The organism is Pseudomonas sp. S3_B08 (assembly GCF_054667725.1).
Window position 1 is genome coordinate 2,717,992 of the sequence record NZ_CP162750.1, and the last position, 22,146, is coordinate 2,740,137.

General features: G+C 62.2%; 20 protein-coding genes and 3 pseudogenes. 7 read left to right on the plus strand and 16 right to left on the minus strand.

Features of this window, described 5'->3' with window-relative positions; genetic code table 11:
- Positions 1–2,215: 2,215 nt before the first annotated feature.
- The 6 genes and pseudogenes from AB4N73_RS12275 to AB4N73_RS12300 form a co-directional block, all read right to left on the minus strand.
- Positions 2,216–2,674: pseudogene (locus AB4N73_RS12275) on the minus strand (toxin VasX); the annotation flags it as partial.
- Complete coding sequence (locus AB4N73_RS12280) at positions 2,671–3,537, minus strand: DUF4123 domain-containing protein (RefSeq protein ID WP_460143509.1); 867 nt, start codon at positions 3,535–3,537, stop codon at positions 2,671–2,673. The pseudogene AB4N73_RS12275 and the gene AB4N73_RS12280, both read right to left, overlap by 4 nt.
- Positions 3,534–5,537 carry a type VI secretion system tip protein TssI/VgrG gene (gene tssI / locus AB4N73_RS12285; RefSeq protein ID WP_460143510.1) on the minus strand — a complete coding sequence of 668 codons (2,004 nt, stop codon included), beginning with the start codon at positions 5,535–5,537 and terminating at the stop codon, positions 3,534–3,536. Before tssI ends, AB4N73_RS12280 begins: the two co-directional genes overlap by 4 nt.
- Positions 5,538–5,807: 270 nt before the next feature.
- Entirely contained in the window at positions 5,808–6,764 is a 957-nt protein-coding gene (locus AB4N73_RS12290; RefSeq protein ID WP_460143511.1) for a quinone oxidoreductase family protein, read from the minus strand.
- 31 nt (positions 6,765–6,795) lie between these two features.
- A complete protein-coding gene (locus AB4N73_RS12295; RefSeq protein ID WP_081932387.1) occupies positions 6,796–6,969 on the minus strand; it encodes a DUF1427 family protein in 174 nt (57 codons plus the stop codon).
- A gap of 211 nt (positions 6,970–7,180) precedes the next feature.
- Positions 7,181–7,948 (minus strand): AraC family transcriptional regulator, encoded by a 768-nt coding sequence (locus AB4N73_RS12300; RefSeq protein ID WP_217862965.1) that lies wholly within the window; start codon positions 7,946–7,948, stop codon positions 7,181–7,183.
- Positions 7,949–8,094: 146 nt separating this feature from the next.
- Here AB4N73_RS12300 and AB4N73_RS12305 point away from each other — a divergent pair, with 146 nt between their 5' ends.
- Together AB4N73_RS12305 and AB4N73_RS12310 are read left to right on the plus strand one after the other, a co-directional pair.
- Positions 8,095–8,322: a DUF6555 family protein gene (locus tag AB4N73_RS12305; protein ID WP_016775403.1), complete on the plus strand. Its 228-nt coding sequence runs from the start codon at positions 8,095–8,097 to the stop codon at positions 8,320–8,322.
- 49 nt (positions 8,323–8,371) lie between these two features.
- Positions 8,372–8,644 (plus strand): hypothetical protein, encoded by a 273-nt coding sequence (locus tag AB4N73_RS12310; protein WP_460143512.1) that lies wholly within the window; start codon positions 8,372–8,374, stop codon positions 8,642–8,644.
- A gap of 22 nt (positions 8,645–8,666) precedes the next feature.
- Here AB4N73_RS12310 and AB4N73_RS12315 read toward each other — a convergent pair whose 3' ends face one another.
- From AB4N73_RS12315 to AB4N73_RS12325, 3 genes are all read right to left on the minus strand, one after another.
- Entirely contained in the window at positions 8,667–8,834 is a 168-nt protein-coding gene (locus AB4N73_RS12315) for a metallothionein (RefSeq protein WP_016775405.1), read from the minus strand.
- Between the two features lie 518 nt (positions 8,835–9,352).
- The gene (locus tag AB4N73_RS12320; protein WP_041477232.1) at positions 9,353–9,805 is read right to left on the minus strand and encodes a DMT family transporter; all 453 of its coding nucleotides are present in this window, start codon (positions 9,803–9,805) and stop codon (positions 9,353–9,355) included.
- Between the two features lie 3 nt (positions 9,806–9,808).
- Complete coding sequence (locus tag AB4N73_RS12325) at positions 9,809–10,294, minus strand: DMT family transporter (protein ID WP_457262626.1); 486 nt, start codon at positions 10,292–10,294, stop codon at positions 9,809–9,811.
- Between the two features lie 113 nt (positions 10,295–10,407).
- Here AB4N73_RS12325 and AB4N73_RS12330 point away from each other — a divergent pair, with 113 nt between their 5' ends.
- A complete protein-coding gene (locus AB4N73_RS12330; protein ID WP_095182150.1) occupies positions 10,408–11,343 on the plus strand; it encodes a LysR family transcriptional regulator in 936 nt (311 codons plus the stop codon).
- A gap of 201 nt (positions 11,344–11,544) precedes the next feature.
- On the opposite strand, the gene AB4N73_RS12335 is transcribed toward AB4N73_RS12330, so the two are convergent.
- The 3 genes and pseudogenes from AB4N73_RS12335 to AB4N73_RS12345 form a co-directional block, all read right to left on the minus strand.
- Entirely contained in the window at positions 11,545–12,366 is an 822-nt protein-coding gene (locus tag AB4N73_RS12335; RefSeq protein WP_370695145.1) for a methyl-accepting chemotaxis protein, read from the minus strand.
- Between the two features lie 36 nt (positions 12,367–12,402).
- A pseudogene (locus AB4N73_RS12340) lies at positions 12,403–13,227 on the minus strand (cache domain-containing protein); the annotation flags it as partial.
- Positions 13,228–13,429: 202 nt separating this feature from the next.
- Positions 13,430–14,746, minus strand: coding sequence for a Na+/H+ antiporter family protein (locus AB4N73_RS12345; RefSeq protein WP_206421852.1), 1,317 nt, complete (start codon positions 14,744–14,746; stop codon positions 13,430–13,432).
- A gap of 1,553 nt (positions 14,747–16,299) precedes the next feature.
- On the opposite strand from AB4N73_RS12345, the pseudogene AB4N73_RS12350 reads away from it, so the two are divergent.
- Both AB4N73_RS12350 and AB4N73_RS12355 read left to right on the plus strand, forming a co-directional pair.
- Positions 16,300–16,446 (plus strand): annotated as a pseudogene (locus AB4N73_RS12350) (HAMP domain-containing protein); the annotation flags it as partial.
- 102 nt (positions 16,447–16,548) lie between these two features.
- Positions 16,549–17,304 carry a methyl-accepting chemotaxis protein gene (locus tag AB4N73_RS12355; protein ID WP_370593523.1) on the plus strand — a complete coding sequence of 252 codons (756 nt, stop codon included), beginning with the start codon at positions 16,549–16,551 and terminating at the stop codon, positions 17,302–17,304.
- Positions 17,305–17,506: 202 nt separating this feature from the next.
- On the opposite strand, the gene AB4N73_RS12360 is transcribed toward AB4N73_RS12355, so the two are convergent.
- The 4 genes from AB4N73_RS12360 to AB4N73_RS12375 are packed head-to-tail and all read right to left on the minus strand — an operon-like array spanning position 17,507 to position 20,108.
- Positions 17,507–18,820, minus strand: coding sequence for a sensor histidine kinase (locus tag AB4N73_RS12360; RefSeq protein WP_150741221.1), 1,314 nt, complete (start codon positions 18,818–18,820; stop codon positions 17,507–17,509).
- Positions 18,817–19,485, minus strand: a complete 669-nt coding sequence (locus AB4N73_RS12365) for a response regulator transcription factor (RefSeq protein WP_016775412.1) — start codon at positions 19,483–19,485, stop codon at positions 18,817–18,819. Before AB4N73_RS12365 ends, AB4N73_RS12360 begins: the two co-directional genes overlap by 4 nt.
- Positions 19,486–19,488: 3 nt before the next feature.
- Positions 19,489–19,800 carry a PepSY domain-containing protein gene (locus AB4N73_RS12370; RefSeq protein ID WP_016775413.1) on the minus strand — a complete coding sequence of 104 codons (312 nt, stop codon included), beginning with the start codon at positions 19,798–19,800 and terminating at the stop codon, positions 19,489–19,491.
- The gene (locus AB4N73_RS12375; RefSeq protein WP_016775414.1) at positions 19,800–20,108 is read right to left on the minus strand and encodes a PepSY domain-containing protein; all 309 of its coding nucleotides are present in this window, start codon (positions 20,106–20,108) and stop codon (positions 19,800–19,802) included. Before AB4N73_RS12375 ends, AB4N73_RS12370 begins: the two co-directional genes overlap by 1 nt.
- A gap of 290 nt (positions 20,109–20,398) precedes the next feature.
- On the opposite strand from AB4N73_RS12375, the gene AB4N73_RS12380 reads away from it, so the two are divergent.
- The gene (locus tag AB4N73_RS12380; RefSeq protein ID WP_460143513.1) at positions 20,399–21,478 is read left to right on the plus strand and encodes a patatin-like phospholipase family protein; all 1,080 of its coding nucleotides are present in this window, start codon (positions 20,399–20,401) and stop codon (positions 21,476–21,478) included.
- A gap of 85 nt (positions 21,479–21,563) precedes the next feature.
- Entirely contained in the window at positions 21,564–21,920 is a 357-nt protein-coding gene (gene queD, locus AB4N73_RS12385) for a 6-carboxytetrahydropterin synthase QueD (RefSeq protein WP_460143514.1), read from the plus strand.
- Positions 21,921–22,146: the final 226 nt, after the last annotated feature.

Genomic DNA, 22,146 nt, shown 5'->3' on the forward strand with positions numbered 1-22,146 from the left:
ACTTTCGATCGCTAATTCTGAAGCTGGCAAACGAAGTTCTCAAACCCAGAACATAAGTAAACGCCCCCAACCCAACATGCAACTTCCCCATCTGCACATGAACCTGTCGCAGCGCTTCAACCTGCATGCTGGCAATAAGACTCGCGCTTCGAGCCTTGAGCGCCGTATCGGCAAGCCCTTGCGCAGCGGTAAATCCGGCTGCGCCTGTCGCGATTACGGCAGCAACAAAATCCGCTCGTTTCTTCCTGTCCCTCGTCTGCTTCATCACCTCTCGATAAACCCCCACCAAATTCACCACCTGCACCAACACCACCAACAACCCCATCCCCTCCGTCCGCACCAGACTCGCCTTCGAAACCCCCGCCACCCCCGCGCGAATGTTCTCCAGCAACCCGCGCAATTCCCCTTGCTGCGCCGGCGGAAACACCACCGTCACGCCCGCTTTCGCCGGTGTGGCGCCATACAGCCGGGCCGAGCGATCCGGCAGTTCGTCGATCGGGCTTAACGCTGCCGCCAGTCTTCCTTCGAACAAGCCCAGTTGCGTGCGCACGCGGACGATTTCCTGCTGCAATTCCACCGCGCGGGCGGTTTTGTGGCCCTGGCGGTTTTTGTTGTGGGTGAGCTGGTTGCGTTCACGGTTGAGGGTTTTCAGGTAGTCGCGTTCGCGCAGCACTTCCTTGATCGTGGCTTGCAGCGCCGCTTGTTCCGCCGGGGTGGATACGGTGAAGGTCACGCCGCTGGTTCGCGCGGCGTCGAAGACGCGCAGGCGCAGGGCTTTGGGCAGGCGCTGGAACAGTTCGTCGAGGTCGGGGATTTTCTCGCCGGCGAGATCAAAGCCTTCCAGCGCCCGGCTCAGGCCGAGGTTCAGCGCCGGGCTGTAGGTGTCTTGCACGGCATCGGCGAGGACGCGGCTGTGTGCCGGCAGATCGTCGAGGGCTGGAAGCTGTGGCTGCTCGATGCTCTGCAATTTGGCCAGCCAGTCCGGCAGGTTGTTGAACATCGCCATGCCGGCGTTGAACAGCGTTGAATATTGCCCGGCCTGCTCGGTCTGCAAGCGCAGCGGCAAGGTGTAGAACAACGGGCGGGTCAGTTGCGGGTGTTGTTCGAGGTAATCGAGCATTTGCTCGTTGGCCGCGTCGCTGCGGCCGATGTCCTTGAGGCAGGCGTATTCGCTGGCGAAAGCCTGATCGATCTGCGCCGGCAGTTGCCCGTCGAAATACCACGCCGAGCGATGGAAACGCCCGGCGCACAGCAATTGCGCGCGGTCGGCGGTGATGCGTTCGAGCAGGCGATTCCAGCGTCCGAGGTTGTCGCGATGATTGTTCAGCACCTCGTCCATGGCCGGGCGGTCGATCAGGTCGTTGATGCCGCGTTTGCCGCTGAGCAACGGGCCGTCGAGCACGTCTCTCATGCGTCGGTTCTGATCCTTGCCGAGGTCGACCAGTGTGTTCAGATGACGCTCGACGAAATCGGCCGGGGCCACTTCAGCAAAATATTCGCGGGTGTAAAAGCGCCGATCTGCCTCGGCGGTGACGCGAGCGTGCGCGGTGAAATCCGGGGCAATGCCGTCGAAGCGGTTCAGCGCCAATGACTCGTCCAGTGCCTTTTCGCGAAGCTGTTGCAACTCAGGCGTGGCTTCGACTGCAACTGGCTCGACCTCACCACCTTTGTTCAGATAGTCGAGCAGCGCCTGCCGGGTATTTTCCCGATTAGGCTCGGGCAATTGCTCCAGTTCAGCGAACAATGCCTGGGCGCGCGGATCGTCGCTGGCCTTGGCCAAAGTGTCGAAGTCCTGAGATCCGAGCTGGCTCAGCGACTCGATGTAACTGGCCAGCAGGTAGTCGCGCTCGTTGTTGTCGGTGTTGCTCCACTGCTCGATCCAGCCGACCACCAGGTCCTGATAATCAGCCAGATCACGCATCACCCCGAGGTCGTCGTTGACCAGCAGAAACAGCGTGTCGTCCTGATAAGGTCCGCGCACCCGCCCGAGAAATTCGCCGATATGCGCCTCGCGAAAACGTCGCGGGTTTTCCCACAGATAGGGTTCACGCTCGTGCTCCGGCGCGTCGCTGACCTGCACCGCCGGCATCCGCGTGGCGTCGGCCTCGGCCAGCGGTTTCGCTGTGCAGGCCACTTCCGCCAGCCACTGTTTCGCCTGAGCCACGGTGAGCAAATGCTCGCCGCCGATCAGACAATGCACCGGGCCGAGATCGACCGCCTGCATGAAGTGCTCGCGTTCCTCCGCACTGTCCAGCACCTGTCGGCACTTCGCCGCGCTCAACTGCACGTCGGCGAAGGTCACGTAAAGGGTGCTTTTGCGCGAAAAGATCAACGCCGGACGTTCTTCGATGGCGCTGCGCTGATCCTCACTGACGCTTTTGCCGCGATGCAGCAATGCGCTGATGACACCTTCCAGCACGCGGTATTCGTAGAGCTCACCGCTGAGACTGTCGGCGATGTACAGCCAGCCGTCGCGCAGGCGGCGGATGCCCATGGGGCGCGTGGTCAGAGTGTACGGCAGCGTGATTTCGGTGCTGGGGTCGAAGGGTTTTTCCACCAGGCCGTACGCGAGGGGCAACAGTTGCACGTGGGTGTTGCGCAAGGGGCAGGCGGCTGGCGCACCAATGGGCGCTTTCGAGGCGGCTAACGCATCGAGGATGGCGGGGTGATTCATGATTGATGTCTCTCAGAGGCCCATCGAAAGGCCATTGCAGCGGCAATCGCAACGCGCTCGCCGGGGGATTGCAGCGAAGGTGTGTGCATCAGCTGATGGATCTGCGGGTGCCGACTGCACGCTGCATCGTCCAGCCATGCCACCACGTTGGCGTACAGCAGAATCTCGGACGGGCTGCTCAAGGCAAGCTCGCTGGCATGGGCGTGGATGCGTTCCAACAATTGCCAGCGTTCAACTGCCGTGTCCCCGACATGAAAGTCAGGAAAGTGCTTGAGCAGATGGGTATCGATGTCGAGCAACACCCGCCGCCGATCCACCCGATCCAGCGCGGCATCCTGCTCGGCACTCAACCGATATGGCGCCACCAGCGCCCCACCCTGCCCGTGCCGAGGTCGCTGACAGTGCCAGACTCCCCGCGCGCCATCCGCCGTGACCACGCACCCCAGCGGCCCGAACAGACTCGCATCGCCGCTGGCAAACAGCGCCTGCGCCACGGCGGCATCCGCCAGCCGCAACAACACCGGCGAGCCGACCGGCAACTCGACGATCAGCAACTGACGCAAGTGCGCGACGATTTCATGCGCCGGCGCGGCGCTGAACAACAGCACGCCCCATTCCTGTTGGGCGTGCTGGCGATAAAACCGCGCCACCGGATCGTCAGCGTCAGCGAGCGCCACCAGCAGCGGCGAGACGTCACGCAGGGCCGAAAACGGTGGCTGGTCGTACAGCGCAAAAGCGTTGGCGGCGGGGTCGAGCCTTCGCAGTTGCGCCGGCAAATCCGCGATCGTCGCACCGTCGAGCAGCACAAACGCCTGCTGCTCAGCCCACGGCAAACCTTCAGGCCAATCCGTCAAAAGGCTCATGCCTGGGCCGCCTCGCAGATCAGGCAACGCGAGGTCCGCGTGGTCAGCAGCGCATGCCGTTGCTGCACGGCATCGAACGTCGCCTTGAGCAACGGCGCGGCCCCCGGCAGCAAGGGTTCCGCTGGCAGACACACCGTCGGCGCCCCGCCCTGCACCACCGGCACACTGCTGAAAATGCCGGCGGCGCCGACCGTCAGCCAATGCCCGCCAGCAGCCAGAGTGATCTGCAGGCCGCTGTTGAAAACCACCTGCTCGCCCGCGCCGAAATGCAGCTGCTGCGCGGCACTGACGCGCTGGCTGGCGACCCGCACATGCTGCTCGCCCTGCACCCACAGATGATCGTCCTGCTTGAGTTCAGTCAGGCGATTGCCGTGGGTCAGGTGATGTTCCTCGTCGCGCAACTCAAGGCTGGAGACGCCGCCAATCACTTGGCTGTGCAGGTTGTCGATCTGCACACGCAAGTCGTTGAGCACGTGCTGCACCAAGTCGCGCTGCGCCCTGATGGAGATTTCTTCCGCGCCTTGCCGGTCCTCGATGCGCAGTTCGTTGTAACCACCGCCACCGGGACTGCTCTGGCTGCGCCAGATACTGCGCGTCTGTTGCGCCGGCAGGTCCAGTGGCACCGGGGTTTCGGCGTTGGGCAGGCAGGCGAGCACATACGGTTTGTCCGGATCGCCATCGGTGAAGCCCACCAGCACTTCCATACCGACGCGAGGAATCTGCACGCTGCCGTAGCGGTCATGCGCCCAGGCAGTGGCCACGCGCAGCCAGCAACTTGACTGTTCATCACGCTGGCCGTCGCGATCCCAGAGCATTTGCACTTTCACGCGGCCGTAGGCATCGCTGTAGATTTCTTCGCCGGGCGGGCCGGTCACCACTGCCAACTGACTGCCGCTGACGCGCGGTTTGACATGCCTGAGCTGCGGGCGAAACACCACGTCCCACGGCGTCGCGACGAAATGGTTGCGATAGCCCTGACTGAAACCATCTGCGTCAGCCTGCTCGGTGAACGCTTCCTCGAGCACTTGCGGCTGTTTGCCGATGTGCTCGACCTCGGTCAGCAACCATAAATCGTTGCAGTCGGCGCGCGAGTAATCCGCCATGGTCATGAAACTGCCGCCGCGCATCAGCGCCTGATTGCTACGTCCGTTAGCCAGACGATAGTCGGCACCATGGCGCTCCAGCGCACACTGGCTGAGGTGCTTGCCGCGCTCGCGATGGGTGAACTGCCCGGGAAACTCATAATCTTCCAGCAGCGGAACCCGCGCTGCACTGACCTTGGCGTCCAACTGCACTGCGGGCTTTTCGAAGTGATAATCGCGGCGCTCGACGATGTTGGAGCGTGGCTCCAGGCGCACAGTGAACTGGTCGATAACCGGCGCATCGGCAACCAGGCCGTTGCCCTGCAAATAGCGCGTCGTCACGTCGTGTTTGAGGAACGCCGTTTGATCGTCGCCGAACACCAACAGGTGCGCCTCACGGCGGTGGCGGAAGTGAAAGTGCAAGCCCTCCTCTTCGCACAGCCTCTGGATGAAGTGCAGATCGGATTCCTGATATTGCACGCAATACACTCGCGCCGGGTACTCGGCGCTGAGCTGAAAATGCCAGGCATCGGCCTGCATGCCGTGATCGCTCAACACATTGGCGATGATCTGCGGCACGCTCAGGTTCTGGAAAATCCGCTGATTGCGCCGATGCGCGAGGTAGGCAAGGTGTGGCGCCAGGGTGATCTGGTAACGGCTCAGCCGAACACCGCAATCACCCTGACCGACCCGATAGACCAGCCCGTGCATGCCGCTACCGTCGGCACCGAAACAGAGAAAGGCCGGCCGATGCAGCAAGCCTTCCAGATCCAGATCGGGGCGCTCGCTGACCAGCTCGAGATCCAGTTCATAGGTCTGGTTGAGCACTTCCCGGGTGCGAAAACCGAACACTTGAAGATCGTGGGCAACGCCTTCTATCTCGAGAGTGAAAACAACGGGCCTGCCAGCGATGCGCATCCACCTGTCCCTGTGTCTGATTGAAAGACGGGACTGTGCAACGGTGCACTGCAATGGGTGAAGTCAGAGGTTTCCCTGTTTTGCCGGTCTGCGAGCGAAAAGGACGTGGCCCACAGAGAAGCGGCCTGGATCCTACGGAAATGATCCCGAATCCTATGCCTTTCCCCTGTGGGAGCGAGCCTGCTCGCGAAAGCGGTGTGTCAGTCGGCGAATGTTTAACTGATCCACCGTCATCGCGAGCAGGCTCGCTCCCACAGGGATTTGCGTGAGTCAGGGCAGCAAAATGATCTTGTCGCCGCCGCCCTGATTGACCTCGTCATAGCGCGCCAGCCCTTCAGCCAGCGGCACCTCCACCAGGCCCTGCGGCAGCGGCAAGCGATCCTCATCGAAGAACCGCCCGAACTGCTCGAGCATCGCCGCGCACGCCTCAACGCCGTACAACAACGAATTGATCCCGACCACCGAGCCGCCCTTGCGATACAGCGCCAGCGCCGGCAATTGCACATGTCCGTCGACCGGCGCGGCGATGATGGCGATGCGGCCGAAGGTCGCCAGTGCCGCCACCGAGGCGGGCAGCCAGAAACCGGTGGTGTCGAAAATCACATCGGCGCCGCCGCGATACACCGCGTTGACCTGCGCACCGAGGTCTTCTGGCTTATCCAGTTGAATCGTCTGATAGCCCTGCTGCTGCAGATCCGCGACCTGCTCGGGCCGGCGCGCCGCCGCCAGCAATTGGGCGCCGCGCACTTTTGCCAGGGCCAAAGCCGCAGTTGCCACTGCCCCGCCACCGATCACCAGCAAACGTGTATCGGCGCTGACCAGACTGCGTTCCAACGCATCCCACGCCGTGGTGTACGGCACGCCAAGGCTGGCCGCCTGAGCAAAACTCAAATGCGCCGGTTTGTGCGACACGCCACGGGCCGGCAATTTGACGAATTGCGCATGGGCGCCGTCGGCGAAGAAGCCCAGCTCGCGCCCGGTACCCCAGACTTCCTGACCGATCAGTGCTTGCGGCCCCTCGACCACCACCCCGGCAAAATCCCGCCCCGGAACCCGTGGCAGTGTGGTGTAGGGAAAACGCCCGAGGACGTTTTTCACATCGCTGGGGTTGAGGCCGGCAGCCTTGATCTGCACCAGCACTTCATCGGCGCCGGGCACCGGGGTCGGAACGTCGACGAAACGCAGGGAAGACAGGTCGCCGGTCTGATCGAATTGCAACGCTTTCATGGGCACATCCACCGAAAGGAAAAAGGGAAATTCAGGACACCCAGCCAGCGACCAGTTGCCGGCCCAGCGGCCACAACTGCTCACCGGCCAACATGCCGAGCAGACCGACCAGCGCGATGGCCGGTGGTGCGGGAGAACGGAAATCGAGCGCGCCGTAGAGCAGGCCGACGCCCAGGCCGATGGCCAGAGAAATGAGGTAGTTCATGAAAGGAACTCCGCCGCGATAAGTGATGGGCAGAGTCTAGGGAATGAGCCGGAGCGGTATCGGCCAAGGACTTCTGAATTTCGGACAAACCTTCTGCAGCCGCCATAGAACCGTGTGGGAGCGAGCCTGCTCGCGAATGCGGTCTTCCAGTCAGCACTTCATTGCCTGGTGCAAAGCTTTCGCGAGCAGGCTCGCTCCCACATGGATCTGTTCAAGTTGCCGAGAATTGCGAAGGCGCTACGCCAAGCTCCCGGCGAAACATGTCGCTGAAACTGCTCGGTGAATAACCCAGTTCGCGAGCAATGACGCTCACCGCCACGCCCTGAATCAATGCTGCCACCGCCGTCGCCAACTGTACCTGGCGCCGCCATTCGGCGAAGCCCATGCCGAGGCTGTCCTTGAACAACCGCGCCAGGGTGCGCACGCTGGCCCCGGCGTTCTGCGCATGCTGCTCGAACGGGATCTCCAGCGACGGCGCGGCCATCACCGCCTGACACAGATTCATCAAACGCCGGTCGGACTCGTCCGGCAGTGGAATCTTCAGTTGCGAACGCCTGGCCCGGCGCAGCTCCAGCAACGCCAGCCCGACCAGCGCATCGTAATACTCAGCCTCGCCGGCATCGCCCTGCGCCACCAGCCCGACGATCAACTCGCGGAGCAGACCACCGACTTCGATCACCTGCACCGTCGCATCCAGCGTCGCCGCCAGCGCCGGGCGCAGGTAGATATTGCGCATCTGCAAATCCGACACCACCCGAATCCCGTGCGGCACCCCCGGCGGCAACCACACCGCCCGCTGCGGCGGCACCACCAGCGCTTCGTGCGGGGTTTCGACCCACATCACCCCGCTCATCGCATACAGCAACTGCCCCCAGACATGCTCGTGCGGCTCGATGAACAAACCACGCGGATACGTCCGCGCCAGCGGTTGCACGGGCACATCGGTGTCGGTCAGATCAGGGGGCGCGGCGAGGGCCATGGCGAGCGTTCACAGGGGGTTGGCGAAGCCGCCATGGTAACCAGCACGCCGCGCCCTCGCCAACGATAGATACCGTCGGACAATCCGAATGAATTTTCCCGGCACAGCGCGATCCGTTTAATACCACAGGGAGGAATTCGGGCTTTATGAACAACGCAAAACTTTACGTCATCGACTACACACTGCATGGCACCCCCAAGTCGTTCATTATCCGCTCGGACAAAATGGACAACGCCGAAGCCTGGCATTGGGCAAGCTGCGACGCGGGCGTGGGTCGCATCCCGCGCTTCGGCCGCGAGAAAGTGCAAAAGACCAGCAAACCGATGGCAGAAAAATTCGGCCTGGAAAACGTCACCTGGCGCCAGACCAACTGACCCCACCGCCTCCACCGCAGGCTTGGCAATCGACAGGGGGAATCGACCGATGACCGACACTTATCACACGGCCCGACTGGACTACGGCCTGACCACCTTCTTCGGCCAGATCACCAAAACGGTGAATTGCGCAGTCGCACTGGAAACGGTCGCGGATGACCCTTATCGCTTCACCTTGTGCGTCCAGGCACCGGTACCGGAAGACCTCCACCAAGCCAAGGTTGTGGTGATCAAGGTCGAAGGGCGAACCTTGCAAGGCACGGTGAGGCACTTTGAGCGACAGGACGACGACAGTCTGAAAATGGAAGTGGAGCCTGATTAGGCTCCACTTTTTTTTGCCCCGCTTATTTCGGATGAGCGCAACCGCAGCCCTTCATCGCACATTCTTCACCGTGTTTGTGGTGATGAGCGCAAGCCTCGCAGCAATAGTGTTTACCGTGTACAGCGTAGGAATGTTCGCCTTCTTTGATCGTGCAGTTGCAGCCCGGGCAGTCGCATTTTTTATCGGACATGGGACAGACTCCTTGCGTAGTGGTTGTCTGAGGCTTGAGTGGTAAGCCGTAAGGGACAGTGTAGAAGGTGGTGTTGCAGGCTGACCAACTGTTGAGAGATTGGGCGACGCAGAGATGGCTTTCGCGAGCAGGCTCGCTCCAACAAAACAGCAAAAGCAAAAGATCGCAGCCTTCGGCAACTCCTACACACAATGAGCGCAAGCTCGCGTACCGCCCTTGATCTTGCCGTGCCGGCCCCATCGGCAGGCTGAGCGAAGGGATTGATCCGGGCGTGGGAGCGCAGCGACCGTTTGGCGCAGCCAAACACAGCGAGTGTAGGTGCAGCGAAGCAAACCGGAGCCGCTGCGCCAGGATCGGTCCCGCAGCGAAGGAACCCCGAGCCCCAGCGAGCGGGCCGAACGCCGGGGCCAAGCCTTTTGGTTACTTTTTGGCGTCTGAAAAAGTGACCCGCTGTAAGAGCGGAACCGTAATCAGCAACACCCGCAGCAACGGATATGTACACAGTCAAACAAATAAAATCACTGCGCCTGCCGCGAACTCCGATACATAAACACCAAAGCCACCGCCAGGCACACCATCGCCAACATCCGACTCGGAGACAAGCCGATCGCCGGATTCCCCAACCAGCCAAAATTGTCGATCAACATCCCCATCCCCAACTGCCCGACAATCACCGCCACCGTCGCCACAGCCGTTCCGACCACCGGCACCGCGCCAACCATCACCATCATGTACACCACACCAAACAGCGCCCCGGTCAACTGCCACTTCGGCACCTCAAGCAGACTCACCGCCTGCGCCGGCTCGAAAAACAGAATCAACAACCCGGTCACCACCGCGCCCACCGCAAAGGTCAGCAGACTGCTACGCAGCACCCCCACCGTTTCACCCAGACGCCCATTGATCGCGGCCTGCACACTCAACACCGCACCGGCCAATACCACCACCACCAACAAAATCACCAGACCCATCACTCACCCCCGCGCAATCAGAACCAAAGCCACCACAATCAAGCCCAACGCCAGCCAGCGCTCGCCGTTGACCTTCTTGCGCGTCGCGCCGAACCAGCCGAAATGGTCGATCAGCACACTCTTGCCGACCTGACCGGACAAAATCGCGATCATCGTCATGGCAATGCCGATATGCGGCGTCGCCAGCGTCAGCACCACCACGTAGATCGGCCCGAGAAACCCGCCGATCAACTGCCAGCGCGGCAACTCGGTCAGCGCCGGACCTTTCTGTGGGCCGGCGAACAGCAAGAGCAAAAACAGGATCGCCGAACCCACGCCGAAGATGCTCAACGTCGCCCACAAATGCCCGACCTGCTCACCCAGCGGCCCGAGCAATCCGGCTTCTACCGACAAGCCCATGCCAGCGAGAATCACCAGCGGCAGCAACAGCAGACGCAACACCGATTTTTTCACCGGTGCAGCAACCACCCCTTCATCCAACGTCTGCATACATAACCTTCCACGCTCAAAAACAATGGCGCGGATTATCGGCTGGCGCCGCTGTGCGATAAATGGGAGCATCCGGACAACACTTTTGCGCAACACGCACAGCGAGACACGGCATGCACGGGCTCAACGAACTCGGATTCAAAGCGTTAAGGCTGTTTGTGGCGGTCCTCGACCACGGCAGTTTTTCCGAAGTCGCCCGCCGCGAAGGGGTCGCGCCCTCCTCGATTTCGCGGCAGATCCAGTTGATGGAACAGGCGCTGAACCAGCAATTGCTCTACCGCCACACCCGCGCCGTCACCCCGACCGAAGCCGGGCGCACGCTCGGCCACCATGCGCGGTTACTGCTGGTGCAATTGGAAGAGGCCGAACAGGCGTTGCAGGAACAGCAAAGCGAACCCACCGGACTGGTGCGCATCAACGCGCCAGTGGTGTTTGGCCAACGCCATCTGACGCCCTGGCTGGGCGAGCTCTGCGCGCGCTATCCGAAGCTGCAACTGGATATCCAGCAAACCGACCATTACGTCGACCCGCTACAGGAAGGCGCCGACCTGCTGTTTCGCATCGGCGCGCTGCACGATTCGAGCATGCAGGCACGCATTGTGGCGCCGCACCGTTTTCAGGTCGCCGCCAGCCCGGCCTACCTCAAACGCCACGGCACGCCGCAGCACCCGGACGAACTCGCGCAACATCAGTGCCTGGCCTACAAAGGCGCGGCCGGTCAGCAGCGCTGGTTTTTCCGCCGCGACGGCGAGGACTGGACGCCATACACGGTCAGAGGCCCGATCACCGGCAACCACGCCGACACCCTGACCCAGGCCGCTCAGCAAGGCCTCGGGCTGGTGATGTTTCCGTCGTGGCTGATTGGCGAAGCGGTGCGCGAAGGCACGCTGGTGCCGGTGCTGAGGGAGTATCAGGTGTCGAACAGCCTGGAACCTCAGCAGATCGCGGTGCTGTGGCCGGGGAGTCGGCGGTTGTCGGTGAAGGTGAGGACGGTGATTGATTTTTTTGTCGAGTGCTTTGGCGAGATTCCTTATTGGGACAGAGCCTGAAGATCAAGAGCCCCCTCACCCTAGCCCTCTCCCTGAGGGAGAGGGAACCGACCGAGGTGTCCCACCTACTGCATCGACCTGAAAAACCGCGTCGACTATGGATTCAAAGCAGGACTTTCAGGTCGGCGTAATCCCCCAATATTCCCCAATCGGTTCCCTCTCCCTATGGGAGAGGGCTAGGGTGAGGGGCTTTTCAGGCCATCAGATACGGAACTGCCCGACCAGCTTGCCCAACCGCTGCCCGAGCTCCGCCAGACTGCGCGACGTTTGCGCGCCCAGTTGCGTTTCATCGGCGACGCTGTCCACCGCCACCGCAATCTGATGCACGCTGCGGTTGATCTCTTCGGCCACGGCCGTCTGCTCTTCCGCTGCGCTGGCGATCTGCGCGTTCATCGAGTTGATCGTGGCGATCAACTGCGCCATCGCGTCCAGCGACGCGCCGGCCTGATTGGCTTGCTGCGAAGTGCCGTCGCCGGCCTCGCTGGAACGGCGCATCGCTTCGACCGCCTGCTGCGTGCCGGCCTGCAAGCGGTCGATCATGCCCTGGATTTCCTGGGTGCTGATCTGCGTGCGGCTGGCCAGTGCGCGTACTTCGTCCGCAACCACCGCAAAGCCACGACCGGCCTCACCGGCGCGCGCCGCTTCGATCGCGGCGTTGAGCGCCAGCAGGTTGGTCTGCTCGGCAATCGAACGGATCACCCCAAGCACGCCGACGATCGAACTGACGTCCTGCTGCAGGCTGTCCAGCGACACGCCGCTGTTGCGGATGTCGTCGACCAGCGCATGAATCTGTTTGATGCTGCCCGCGACCACGCGCTTGGCGCTCTGGCCTTCTTCGTCGGTCTGCTGAGCGGCGACGGCGGCGTTCTGTGCGCTCTTGGCGACTTCCTGGGCGGCGGCGGACATTTCGTTGATCGCCGTGGCGACCTGATCGGTTTCGTGGCGCTGACGCTCCATGGCCTGATCGGAACGCTGCGCCTGTTCCGAGACCTGGGTGACCAGACCGGTCAGTTGCGTGGTCATCTCGGTGATCTGCCGCACCAGGCCGTGGATCTTGTCGACGAAACGATTGAACGAGCCGGCCAGTTCGCCGAGTTCGTCCTGACTGGTGATGTTCAGGCGCCGGGTCAGGTCGCCCTCGCCCGCCGCGATATCATCGAGGTTGGCTTTCATCAGGGTCAGCGGGCGCAGAATGGTGTTGGCCAGCAGCATCCCCGCCGCCGCGATCACCAACAGCACCAGCACCGCAACGCCGACGATGCTCAGCACCACGCCTTGCACGCGCTCCTGCACTTGCGCCTCGACCTGCGCCACTTGCGCTTCGATGCCGTCGAGGTTGACCGAGGTACCGACCGCCATGTCCCACTTCGGCAGGTATTCGGTGTAGCCGAGTTTCGGCACCAGCACCTTGGCGTTACCCGGCAGCGGTGAGCTGTATTGCAGATAGTGGGTGCCGTCCTTGGCCACTTTGACCAGGCCGAGGTTGACGTAGACGCCGTTCGGATCGCGGTTGTCCTTGAAGCTTTTGCCCACGCCGTCGGGGTCGTTGGCCTTGAACAGACGCACGGTCTCGGAGTCGTAGCCGAAGAAGTAGCCATCCTTGCCGTAGCGGATGCCCGAGAGCAATTTGATCGCTTGCGCCCGCGCCGCGTCATCGCCCGGTGCGGCGGCGTCGTACAGCGGTTTGATCGTGGTCATGGCCACGGCGACGTAACTTTGCAGGGTGGCCTTGGCGTCGCTGAGCAGCCGCTCGCGGGTCTGTTCGACCTCCTTGCGCGCCTGTTCCTGGAGGATGAACAGCGTGGTCACGCTGATGACCAGCGCAAAGAGCAGCACCGGCAGAACGGCAAGGGACAGGACTTTAGCCTTGAGACTCAGGCGCATCGGGGGACTCACTCTTTTGATTTTGTTGGCGTGGTTAAAGGCTTTAACGGCACGCCGGGGCAAAAGTTGAGTCTTGAAACATCGCCGCCCCCCCTGTGGGAGCGAGCCTGCTCGCGAAAGCGTTGGCTCAGCAACCTGTGTGTCGACTGACACGACGCCTTCGCGAGCAGGCTCGCTCCCACATGGGGCAATTGTGGATTTTTTAGAGAACCATCGCCGCGATCCAGCCAAACACCAGCAGCGGCAGGTTGTAGTGCAGGAAGGTCGGCACGACGGTGTCCCAGATGTGGTGATGCTGGCCGTCGATGTTCAGGCCGGAGGTCGGGCCGAGGGTCGAGTCCGAGGCCGGTGAACCGGCATCGCCCAGCGCACCGGCAGTGCCAACGATGCAGACGATGGCGATCGGGCTGAAGCCCAGTTGCACGCACAACGGCACGAAAATCGCTGCGAGAATCGGCACGGTGGAAAACGACGAACCGATGCCCATGGTCACCAGCAAGCCCACCAGCAGCATCAACAAAGCCCCGACGCCTTTGCTGTGATTGATCCAGGCCGCCGACGATTCGACCAGCGTCTGCACCTGCCCGGTGGCTTTCATCACTTCGGCAAAACCTGAGGCGGCGATCATGATGAAGCCGATCATCGCCATCATTTTCATGCCTTCGGTGAACAGGTCATCGGTCTCGCGCCATTTGACGATGCCCGACACCGAGAAAATCAGGAAGCCGACCAGAGCGCCGATAATCATCGAGTCCAGCAGCAACTGCACCACGAATGCCGAAGCGATGGCCACACCGGCAATCATCAGGCTCAACGGGTTGTAGTGCACCGCCGTCTGTTCGACCTGTTCGATCTTCGCCAGGTCATACACGCGCTTCTTGCGGTAGCTGATGAACGCCATCGCCAGGCCGAAGACCATGCCCAGCGCCGGAATGCCCATGGCGTGGGTGACATTGATGCCGCTGATGTCGACGCCGCTGCGGGCGACGTTAGCCAGCAGGATTTCGTTAAGGAAGATGTTGCCGAAACCCACCGGCAGAAACATATACGGGGTGATCAGGCCAAAGGTCATGACGCAGGCGATCAGACGGCGATCGAGTTGCAGCTTGGTCAGTACATATAGAAGAGGCGGCACCAGCAGCGGAATGAACGCGATATGGATCGGCAGAATGTTCTGCGAGGCAATCGCCACCACCCACAGCAGGCCGATCAGCAGCCATTTGACGTTACCGCCGCCGGTTGCGTGCTGCCGATCCACCATGGCCAGGGCCTTGTCGGCCAGCGCATGGGCCAGACCGGATTTGGCAATCGCCACGGCGAAAGCGCCGAGCAAGGCGTAGGACAACGCCACCGTCGCGCCGCCGCCCAGGCCGCTGTTGAACGCCTTGAGTGTTGCGTCGATGCCCAGACCGCCGGTCAGGCCACCGACCAGCGCCCCGACGATCAGCGCGATCACCACATGCACGCGCGACAGGCTGAGGATCAGCATGACGCCGACGGCTGCTATGACTGCATTCATTTCACTACCTCAAAAAACACTGCGGGTGAAAACACACCGCCAGACAGGATGAGTCCGCCCGGGGTTGGCCGGCGGAGGTGTACAGAGGGTCTTATTAGAGGGCGCGCACTGTGCCGCAGAGTGGCGGCGGTGTCAAAGCTCTGTGGCGAGGGGATTTATCCCCGTTGGGTGGCGAAGCCGCCCCCGGCAAACTTTAAATCAACCCTGTACGCAGGTGTCACGACTGCTTCGCAGCCGAACGGGGATAAATCCCCTCGCCACAGGACTACAGGACCACAGGACCACAGGACCACAGGACCACAGGCCCCGCATGCGGCAATCGGTCATATTGCGCTCACGGCATAAAGAAAGCCGAAACGCGGCCGCTACAGTGCAAAGTCTCAGATATTTATCGGATAAGGATGTTTTCCATGTCGCTCAGACAACTTTCCATCCAATGGAAAATCACCCTGCTCGCCGGCCTCTGCCTGGCCGGTATCGTGACCCTGTTGGTCGGTCTTTCGCTGTATCGCATGGAACACAGCTCGGCGCTGGTCAAGGCCTCGAGCATGGAGATGCTCACCGAGTCGGCGCAGGCGCGGATCGAGTCGCAAGGTGAAGTGCAGGCCGCCGGCATTCGTCAGCAATTCATGGACGCCTATCAGTACGGCCACGGTTTCTCGCGGCAGGTACTGTTTTTGCGTGAGCAGGCCGAGAAGCGCTTTCTCGATGCCTTCGATCTGCGCGAGGACATGACCCGTCAGGTCAAATCCGCGCTGCAAGCCAACCCGGACCTGCTCGGCCTGTCGCTGGTGTTCGAAGCCAATGCGCTGGACGGCAAGGACGAACTGTTCGCCGATCAGGCTGAACTGGGCAGCAACGACAAGGGCCGTTTTGCCCTGTACTGGTCGCAGCCGACCCCGGGCAAAGTCACCTCGATGGCGCTGCCGGAAAGCGACATGAGCGACACCAGCACCGGCCCCAGCGGTCAGGCCGCCAACGCCTGGTTCACCTGCCCGCGCACCACGCTCAAACCCTGCGTGATCGAGCCGTACTTCTATGTCATCGACGGCCACAAAGTGCTGATGACCAGCATCGTCTTCCCGCTGCAGGTCAATGGCAAAGTCATCGCCTCGCTGTCGGTCGACATCAACCTCAATAGCCTGCAAGCGATCAGCCAGAACGCCAGCCGCAAGCTTTACGACGGTCAGACCGCCGTCAGTATCGTCAGCCCCGCCGGCCTGCTCGCCGGTTACAGCCCGGATGCCGGCAAACTCAGCCAGCGCCTGGATGCGGTGGATCAGGCCAGCGGCAGCGAGTTGCTGCGCCTGCTCGCCTCGAGCACTGGCGTGAGCAGCCTGCACAGCAACGGCCAGTTGAAAGTGCTGTCGCCGTTCCAGCCGATTCCCGACGGACCGGCGTGGGGCGTGTTGCTCGATGTGCCGGAGCAAGTCCTGGTCAGCCGCGCCGAAGCGCTCAAGCAGCAACTGGATGCGAGCAATACCTCAGGCACGCTGATCGAACTGAGCCTGGGCCTGTTCGCCGCGCTGATCGGTCTGTTGCTGGTGTGGCTGATGGCGCGCAGCGTGACCAAGCCGATCCTCGGTGTGGCGCACATGCTTGAAGACATCGCCAGCGGCGAAGGCGACCTGACCCGGCGTCTGGCCTACGACAAGCAGGACGAGCTCGGCCAGTTGGCCGGTTGGTTCAACAAGTTCCTCGACAAGTTGCAGCCGATCATCGCCGAGGTGAAGCGCTCGGTGCAGGACGCGCGCAACACTGCCGACCAGTCCTCAGCCATCGCCACCCAGACCAGCGCCGGCATGGAGCAGCAATACCGTCAGGTCGATCAGGTCGCCACCGCTTCCCACGAAATGAGCGCCACCGCCCAGGACGTCGCGCGCAGTGCCGCCCAGGCCGCCGAAGCCGCCAAGGACGCCGACCGCGCCACCCGCCAGGGTCTGACCGTGATCGACCACACCACCGCGAGCATCGACACCCTCGCCGCCGACATGAGCGCAGCGATGGTCCAGGTCGAAGGCCTGGCCGCCAACAGTGAGAAGATCGGCACGGTGCTGGAGACCATCCGCGCCATCGCCGAGCAGACCAACCTGCTCGCACTCAACGCCGCCATCGAAGCCGCCCGTGCCGGTGAAGCCGGACGCGGTTTTGCTGTGGTCGCCGATGAAGTGCGCAACCTCGCGCGCCGCACTCAGGAGTCGGTGGAGGAAACCCGCCAGGTCATCGAGCAATTGCAGAACGGCACGCAGGAAGTGGTCGGTGCGATGGGCAACAGCCATCGTCAGGCCCAGGGCAGCGTTGAGCAGGTGGGTCAGGCTGTCACGGCGTTGCGGCAGATCGGCGATGCGGTGACGGTGATCAGCGACATGAACCTGCAAATCGCCAGTGCTGCCGAAGAGCAGAGCGCAGTGGCTGAAGAGATCAATAACAACGTGGCAACGATTCGCGATGTGACCGAGTCGCTGTCCGGGCAGGCCAATGAATCGGCGCGCGTGAGCCAGTCGCTCAACAGCCTGGCGAATCAGCAGCAGCGGTTGATGGATCAGTTTCGCGTTTGATGCACAAGTGCGGGGTGTCAGTTCCAATCCCCCCTCACCCCAGCCCTCTCCCCCCAAGGGGCGAGGGGGAAAGGGAGCCGATCTTCATGCCATTCAAGTCCTGAGTTCGACTCGGATTTCAAGTGGGTGCATCTCTCAAGAACAACACAATCAGTCCCCTCTCCCTCTGGGAGAGGGTTAGGGTGAGGGGCTTTTCAAGGGCTCACCGCCGAGGCAGTTCAATCACCACTTTCAACCCGCCCCACTCGCTTTCGCCCAACACCAGCAAACCACCCCACGTTTCGACAATATCCCGCACGATCCCAAGGCCGAGCCCATGCCCGTGGGTCTGCTCATCCAGCCGCGTGCCACGGCTGAACACCTGAGTGCGCTGCTCTTCGGGAATCCCCGGACCGTCATCTTCCACGCTCAGGGCAAAGCCGTCAGACCTTTCGATCACACTCAAGCGCACTTCGGCATCGGCCCATTTGCAGGCGTTGTCGAGCAGGTTACCGAGCAGTTCGAGCAAGTCCTCGCGGTCCCACGGCAGTTGCAAACCCGGCGGTGCGACGTAGCTCAAGGCCAGATGCTCGCCGTGAATCATGTTCAAGGTCGCCAGCAACCCCGGCAGCTCGGCATCGCAATCGAACAACGCGCCGGGCAGCGCATCCCCCGACAACCGCGCGCGATTGAGTTCGCGATTGAGGCGCTGCTGCACCTGCTCCAGTTGTTCCTTGAGGATCCTGCGCAGCTCGGGATGGTCATCGAGCTTGTCGCTGGAGGCCAGGCTGAGCAGCACCGCCAACGGGGTTTTCAGCGCGTGGCCGAGGTTGCCCAAGGCATTGCGCGAGCGCTTGAGGCTGTCTTCGGTGTGGGCGAGCAAATGGTTGATCTGCGCCACCAGCGGTTCCAGCTCCACCGGCACCTGATCGTCGAGTTGCGAGCGCTGGCCCTGCTGCAACTGAGCGATCTGCTCGCGCGCGCGTTCCAGCGGTTTAAGGGCGCGGCGTACGGTCAGGCGTTGCAGGAACAGAATCAGAAGCAACGCCGCCAGCCCGAGGCCGAGGCCGATCTGGCGCATGCGCTGGAAACTGTCGCTGACCGGCGTGTAATCCTGGGCGACGCTGATCGAGATCGACTGACCCAGGCGTCGATAGTCCGAGCGCAGTATCAGCAAGCGTTGCCCGCCCGGGCCCAGTTGCAGGTTGCTGTGCAGCCCCGGGTGTTGCAGCAGCGGCAGTTCCTGATCCCACAGCGAGCGCGAACGCCAGTGGCTGTCGGAGAAATCGATGCGAAAGTAATGCCCGGAAAACGGCCGCTGATAGGCCGGCGACAGATGCCGTTCATCCAGTTGCAGACCTTGCGGGCCGCGCACCAGCGCAACCAGCAGGCTTTCGCTGTCGTTGCGCAGGCCGGCTTCGAGGTAGCGCTGCAAACCGACTTCGAACAACCACAGGCTGGTTTGCGCCAGCACCAGACCGACCACCACCATCACGCTGATCAGACCCAGGCTCAAACGGCGCTGGATTGATCTCATGAAGCTTGTCCGCCGAACAGGTATCCCTGACCGCGACGGGTTTCGATCACGCTTTTGCCGAGCTTGCGCCGCAGGTGATTGACGTGGACTTCGAGGACGTTGGAGTCACGCTCGGTCTCACCGTCGTAGAGGTGTTCGGCGAGGTGGCTTTTCGAGAGGATCTGTTCGGGGTGCAGCATGAAATAACGCAGCAGGCGGAATTCAGCGGCGGTCAGCTGGATGTCGGCGCCGTCGCGAACCACGCACTGGCGGCCTTCGTCCAGATGCAGGCCGGCGGCTTGCAGGGTCGGCTGGTTGGCCTGGCCCTTGGAGCGGCGCAGCAGCGATTGAATGCGCAGGTACAGTTCTTCCGGGTGGAACGGTTTGGTCAGGTAATCGTCAGCGCCGGCTTTCAGCCCTTCGATGCGCTCGGCCCAGGAATCGCGCGCGGTAAGGATCAGCACCGGAATCGCCAGACCGGCGGCGCGCCACTGCGCCAGCACGTCCAGCCCCGGCACGCCGGGCAGGCCGAGATCGAGGATGATCAGGTCATAGGGCTCGCTGCTGCCCTGATACACCGCGTCACGGCCATCGGCCAGCCAATCCACCGCGTAGCCTTGGCGTTGCAGGCCGGCGAGCAATTCGTCGGCCAGCGGTACGTGGTCTTCCACCAGAAGCAAACGCATCGATCAATCTTCCTTGTCTTTGACTAACTCGCCGGTATCGGCCTTCAGGTGCAGCTCGCGCGCCACGCCCTCGACCGTCAGCAATTCGACTTCGTAAATGTACACGTCGTGTTTTTCTTCCAGCTCGACTTCCAGCAGTTTGGCGCCGGGGTAGCGATCCATGGCCTGCTGCAGCACTTGCTCCAGCGGCAGGATCACACCATCGCGACGCAGGGCCAGCGCCTCGTCCTGATCGAGGTCGCGAGCCATGGCCGTACTGCACAACAACACCAGCGCCAGCGCCGTCAGGCGGGTGGCGCGACTATTCAGCTTCATTACGTATCCTGATGATCCCTGAGCACTTCACCATCGACCGCGTTCAACTCCAGATCCCACTTCAGCCCTTTCGGGTCGCGCAGTTCGATCTGGTAAATGAACTTGCCGTACTCTTCCTCCAGCTCGGTCTCGGTGATTTCCGAACCGGGGTGTTTTTCCAGCGCGATGGCGTTGAGCTTCTCGAAGGAGACGATAGTACCAGCGTCGCGCAAACGAAGCGCTTCGTCAGGCCCGAGATCGCGCGCCAGCGCAGTGTTGGCGCCAAGGCCGAGGATCGAGGCAGTGGTCAGGGCAGTCAGGGTTTTCATGGTGTCTCCGAATTCTTATATGTTGCTTAAGGTGGGCACCATAGCGAGGTCAACTTAACTGAAACTGAATGGCCATCATTGTGCCCCATTGCTGGCAAGCACCCCTGTGGGAGCGAGCCTGCTCGCGAAGGCGTAGTGTCAGCTGCAACGATGTTTCTGACCCACCGCTTTCGCGAGCAGGCTTGCTCCCACACTGGTTTGCGTCTGCCCCCCTTGTGGGGCAGGCTCACTCCGACATGGGCCTGCAACATGTGCTTATAATCGCCAGCTTGCTAACGATCGAGACCGGTATGACCGCCATCCACATCAAGTTTCCCGCCCTCACCCTCAAGGCCGGCCCACGGGCCATGGCGCGGATTCGTGCGCAGGGCTTGCACGCCGCAGACGTCGGCACCCTGCCCGGTGCGGCCGGTGGGCCGAAGGCGTTGGGGATTCAGGGGCTGGATCTGGCGTTGTTCGGCGAGTGGCTGCCGGGTGCGCCGCGTGAGCGTTCGCTGATCGGCGCCTCGGTGGGTTCCTGGCGCTTCGCCAGCGCCTGCCTGCCGGTCGCCACCGAAGGCATTCGCCGCCTCGGTGAGCTGTACGCCGAGCAGCATTTCAACAAAGGCGTGACCATGGCCGAGATCAGCCAGAGCTCGCAGCGCATGCTCAATGACCTGCTCGACGGCCGCGATGCGAGCATCCTCGATAACGCCGATTACCGCTTGAACATCATGGTGGTGAAAAGCCAGGGCCGCCTCGCCGAAGACCATCGCGGGCGCCTCGGTCTGGCACTGGGTTCGGTGATCGCCGACAACCTGCGCGGCCGTGCACGGCTGTCGCGGCACTTCGAGCGGCTGATCATTCACGATCCGCGCCTGGCCCCGCCGCTTGATGCCTTGACGGATTTCCCCTCGCGTTTCGTTGCCCTCAATACCGGCAACCTGCGCCAGGCCCTGCTCGCTTCCGGGTCGATTCCGATGGTGATGGAAGGCGTGCGTGACCTGCCCGGCGCCGGCGCGGGTACGTTCCGTGACGGCGGTTTGCTCGACTACCACCTCGACCTGCCCTACAGCGGCGACGGCATCGTGCTCTATCCGCACTTCACCGATCGGGTGATTCCCGGCTGGTTCGACAAGACCCTGCCATGGCGCCGCGCTTCGGTGCAGCGTCTGCAGGATGTGCTGCTGGTCGCGCCATCGAAGGAATATCTGGCGCGCCTGCCCTACGGCAAACTGCCCGATCGCAACGACTTCAAACGCTTCATGGGCGATGCGCCGGGCCGGCAGAAATACTGGCACGCGGCGATGGACGAGAGCCGGAGACTGGGTGACGAATTCCTCGAGCTGACGGCCAACGGTCGCCTCGCCGACCGCTTGCTGACCCTTTAGTCAGCACGGCCAAAGACAAGCTGATAAACTCGCCGCCTGCCCGAATCGCTGCGGCGAACGCCATCTGAACAGAGCCGAAAATACCGTGGAAATCTTCAAAGAGTTTACTTTCGAATCCGCCCACCACCTGCCGCACGTCCCGGACGGCCACAAGTGCGGCCGCCTGCACGGCCACTCATTCAAGGTCGCGCTGCACCTGAGCGGCGACCTCGACCCGCACACTGGCTGGATTCGCGATTTCTCCGAGATCAAAGCGATTTTCAAGCCGCTGTATGAGCGCCTCGACCACAACTACCTGAACGACATTCCTGGCCTGGAAAACCCGACCAGCGAAGTGCTGGCCAAATTCATCTGGAATGAGATGAAGCCATTGCTGCCGGAACTCAGCGCGATCCGCATTCATGAGACGTGCACCAGCGGCTGCATCTATCGCGGCGAATAAGCACCACACATCTCCCCCGCCCCTGTGGGAGCGAGCCTGCTCGCGAAAGCGCCGTTCCAGTCAATTTATTCGGTGACTGACACTCCGTATTCGCGAGCAGGCTCGCTCCCACAAGAGTCCGGCGCCAGGTTTGAATCATCTGCCATGCACATAACAGGCTCGCTCCCACATTGGGCTCCTGGTGCATTCAGTGCACTGCTTTCGCGCTGAAAACCCCATTCGCGTC

What these genes read in the sequence shown, in the direction of transcription:
- AB4N73_RS12280 (WP_460143509.1), bottom strand. Translation starts at nt 3,537, where the DNA reads ATGAGCCTTTTGACGGATTGGCCTGAAGGTTTGCCGTGGGCTGAGCAG.
- tssI (WP_460143510.1), bottom strand. Translation starts at nt 5,537, where the DNA reads ATGCGCATCGCTGGCAGGCCCGTTGTTTTCACTCTCGAGATAGAAGGC.
- AB4N73_RS12290 (WP_460143511.1), bottom strand. Translation starts at nt 6,764, where the DNA reads ATGAAAGCGTTGCAATTCGATCAGACCGGCGACCTGTCTTCCCTGCGT.
- AB4N73_RS12295 (WP_081932387.1), bottom strand. Translation starts at nt 6,969, where the DNA reads ATGAACTACCTCATTTCTCTGGCCATCGGCCTGGGCGTCGGCCTGCTC.
- AB4N73_RS12300 (WP_217862965.1), bottom strand. Translation starts at nt 7,948, where the DNA reads ATGGCCCTCGCCGCGCCCCCTGATCTGACCGACACCGATGTGCCCGTG.
- AB4N73_RS12305 (WP_016775403.1), top strand. Translation starts at nt 8,095, where the DNA reads ATGAACAACGCAAAACTTTACGTCATCGACTACACACTGCATGGCACC.
- AB4N73_RS12310 (WP_460143512.1), top strand. Translation starts at nt 8,372, where the DNA reads ATGACCGACACTTATCACACGGCCCGACTGGACTACGGCCTGACCACC.
- AB4N73_RS12315 (WP_016775405.1), bottom strand. Translation starts at nt 8,834, where the DNA reads ATGTCCGATAAAAAATGCGACTGCCCGGGCTGCAACTGCACGATCAAA.
- AB4N73_RS12320 (WP_041477232.1), bottom strand. Translation starts at nt 9,805, where the DNA reads ATGGGTCTGGTGATTTTGTTGGTGGTGGTGGTATTGGCCGGTGCGGTG.
- AB4N73_RS12325 (WP_457262626.1), bottom strand. Translation starts at nt 10,294, where the DNA reads ATGCAGACGTTGGATGAAGGGGTGGTTGCTGCACCGGTGAAAAAATCG.
- AB4N73_RS12330 (WP_095182150.1), top strand. Translation starts at nt 10,408, where the DNA reads ATGCACGGGCTCAACGAACTCGGATTCAAAGCGTTAAGGCTGTTTGTG.
- AB4N73_RS12335 (WP_370695145.1), bottom strand. Translation starts at nt 12,366, where the DNA reads ATGACCACGCAACTGACCGGTCTGGTCACCCAGGTCTCGGAACAGGCG.
- AB4N73_RS12345 (WP_206421852.1), bottom strand. Translation starts at nt 14,746, where the DNA reads ATGAATGCAGTCATAGCAGCCGTCGGCGTCATGCTGATCCTCAGCCTG.
- AB4N73_RS12355 (WP_370593523.1), top strand. Translation starts at nt 16,549, where the DNA reads ATGGAGCAGCAATACCGTCAGGTCGATCAGGTCGCCACCGCTTCCCAC.
- AB4N73_RS12360 (WP_150741221.1), bottom strand. Translation starts at nt 18,820, where the DNA reads ATGAGATCAATCCAGCGCCGTTTGAGCCTGGGTCTGATCAGCGTGATG.
- AB4N73_RS12365 (WP_016775412.1), bottom strand. Translation starts at nt 19,485, where the DNA reads ATGCGTTTGCTTCTGGTGGAAGACCACGTACCGCTGGCCGACGAATTG.
- AB4N73_RS12370 (WP_016775413.1), bottom strand. Translation starts at nt 19,800, where the DNA reads ATGAAGCTGAATAGTCGCGCCACCCGCCTGACGGCGCTGGCGCTGGTG.
- AB4N73_RS12375 (WP_016775414.1), bottom strand. Translation starts at nt 20,108, where the DNA reads ATGAAAACCCTGACTGCCCTGACCACTGCCTCGATCCTCGGCCTTGGC.
- AB4N73_RS12380 (WP_460143513.1), top strand. Translation starts at nt 20,399, where the DNA reads ATGACCGCCATCCACATCAAGTTTCCCGCCCTCACCCTCAAGGCCGGC.